Annotated in this window: 2 protein-coding genes; both read left to right on the forward strand. The window is 77.8% G+C overall.

What is annotated here, in order from left to right; genetic code table 11:
- Nucleotides 1-1,467: PspC domain-containing protein (locus CBZ_RS22055; protein WP_130783189.1), on the forward strand; the 1,467-nt coding region annotated here is incomplete at its 5' end.
- On the forward strand, nucleotides 1,467-1,801 hold a 335-nt coding region (locus tag CBZ_RS20050), incomplete at its 3' end, for a hypothetical protein (protein ID WP_218022833.1). The genes CBZ_RS22055 and CBZ_RS20050, both read left to right, overlap by 1 nt.

Consider the following 1,801-nt stretch of genomic DNA (forward strand, 5'->3'; position numbering starts at 1 on the left):
CACGGCGACCCCGCCGGACCGGCCGCTGCCCCGCACGCCGCCGACGGCCCGCCCCCCGGGGCAGGACCCGCGGCCGGCGCCCCCGCGTACGGCACCGCCGGCACGGGCACCCCGAACGGGTTCTTCGCCGCGGTCCGCCGCACCGGCCTCTACCGCGGCGACGACCGCTGGGTCGGCGGCGTCTGCGACGGGCTCGCCCGACGCTTCGGGCTCGACCCGCTGCTGGTGCGCGGCCTGTTCGCCGTCTCCGTCCTGCTCGGCGGCCTGGGCCTCGTCGTCTACGGCGTCGCCTGGGCGCTGCTGCCCGAGCAGCGCGACGGACGCATCCACCTCGAGGAGATGGTCGCGGGTCGCTTCGACGTCGCGCTGCTCGGCGCGCTCGGCTTCGCGCTCGTCGGCCTCGCCCGCGGCGACCACTGGTTCTGGTTCTGGAGCGGCCCGCCCGAGTGGCTGCAGGTCCTGCTGTGGCTCGCGTTCGTCGGCGGGCTCATCGCCCTGGTCGTCACGGCGGCCAACCGTCGCGGCACGCCCGTGGGGGCGGCGCCGGGCGCACCGACCCCGCAGCCGTGGGCAGGGCAGGCGTCCGCGCCCGCCGACCCGTGGGTCAAGCAGCCGCACGCGGCTGCCGCGAGCGCCGCACCCGGTGCGACGACGACGGCACCCGTCGGCCCGCCCGCTGGCCCGCCCGCCGGCCCGACCGTCGCGTACGGCCCCTACGGCCCCTACCGGCAGCAGGGCGCCGTCCCGCCACCGCCTCCGCTCCCGCCCCAGCCGCCGATCCCGCCGCGGCCGCCCGTCCCGCCCAAGCCGCGGCGGTCCGGTCCGGGCGTCGGCACCGTCGGCGTCGTCGTGGCCCTCACGCTCATCGGCCTCGCGGTCCTGCTCATGGCCGAGCGCACCGGCGACTTCGACGGGCCGGTCCTGCTCACCACGCTCGGCCTGGGCGTCGTGCTCGCCGGCCTCGGGATCATCGTCTCCGGCCTGCGCGGCCGCAGCAGCGGCGTGCTCGGCTTCCTCGCGATCATGGGCATCCTCGTCGCGCTGCCCGTCGGCGCCGCGCAGAACGCCGACTGGCGGTGGACCGACGGCTCGTACCGCGACCTCAGCGCCGGCACCACCGACGTCGACAGCCGCCGCGTCGCCGCCGAGGGCTTCGAGCTCGGCTTCGGGGACGCCGTCCTGGACCTCACCGGGGTCCCGATGACGAGCACCACGCTCGACGTGCCCGTGTCGTTCGGCGCCGGCAGCCTCACGATCATCGTCCCCGCCGACGCCGCCGTGACGGCCGACGTCGACGCCGGGGTCGGCAACGTGGTCTGGGAGCTCGACGGCGCGCAGCGCAGCGTCGACGGCGTCGGCATCGCCAACCACACGTTCGAGGACGAGCAGTCCCGCACCGGCGACGTGCAGCTCGCGCTGCGCGTGAGCATCGGTGCGGGCGACGTCCGGATCACCGAGGAGTCCTGATGAGCACCGACGAGACGCGCCCCACCACCCCCGGGGACGACGACGACACCACCCTGCCCCAGCCGGCGGACGGCGACACCCAGATCCTGCCGGGCGGCGGCGACACGCAGATCCTCGCGACGACCCGCGACGACACGCTGGTCCTCGCGACGACCGACGACTCGACGGACGACGCTGCGACGTCCGACGCCACCCGGCCCCTGCCGGCGACCGACGCGGCCCCGGCCACCTGGACCGCCGCCACGCCCGCCGCACCCGCCGCCACGCCCGCCCCGACGCCTGCTCCCACGGCCGGCGCCGCGGCCGGCGGGACGGGTCCCGTGCGCACCGCCCC

It is taken from the genome of Cellulomonas biazotea (assembly GCF_004306155.1).
Classification (GTDB): domain Bacteria; phylum Actinomycetota; class Actinomycetes; order Actinomycetales; family Cellulomonadaceae; genus Cellulomonas; species Cellulomonas biazotea.